The 408-nt window shown below is 39.7% G+C and carries 1 protein-coding gene; it reads right to left on the bottom strand.

Annotated elements, in window-relative coordinates; genetic code table 11:
* A partial coding sequence (locus EVJ34_RS15530) for a thiamine pyrophosphate-dependent enzyme (protein ID WP_236636731.1) occupies positions 1-408 on the bottom strand: 408 nt, incomplete at both ends.

A 408-nucleotide genomic window follows, 5' to 3' on the forward strand; every position in this document is an offset into this window, starting at 1 on the left:
CTACAATCACAGGACCATCATGTTCAAAGGCTTCTTTAAGTGCATGATCCAGATCTTCACCTTTTTCTACTCGAATACCTTTGATACCAGACGCATTGGCAATAGCAGCAAAATCCGGATTATGTAAATCTGTGCCATCAGTTAAATAGCCACCAGCTTTCATCTCCATCGCGACAAAACCTAATACACTGTTATTAAAAATAATCACTTTGACTGGCAAATTCATTTGAGCTAATGAGATAAAATCACCCATTAACATGGTAAATCCGCCATCACCACACATTGCTACAACTTGACGCTTTCTATCTAACGCCTGTACACCAATAGCTTGAGCCATCGCATTTGCCATAGAGCCATGGTTAAACGATCCTAGTAAACGACGTTTTCCATTCATTCCAATATAACGAG

Origin of the sequence: Exiguobacterium sp. SL-9 (assembly GCF_004336985.1) — a bacterium.
Classification (GTDB): domain Bacteria; phylum Bacillota; class Bacilli; order Exiguobacteriales; family Exiguobacteriaceae; genus Exiguobacterium.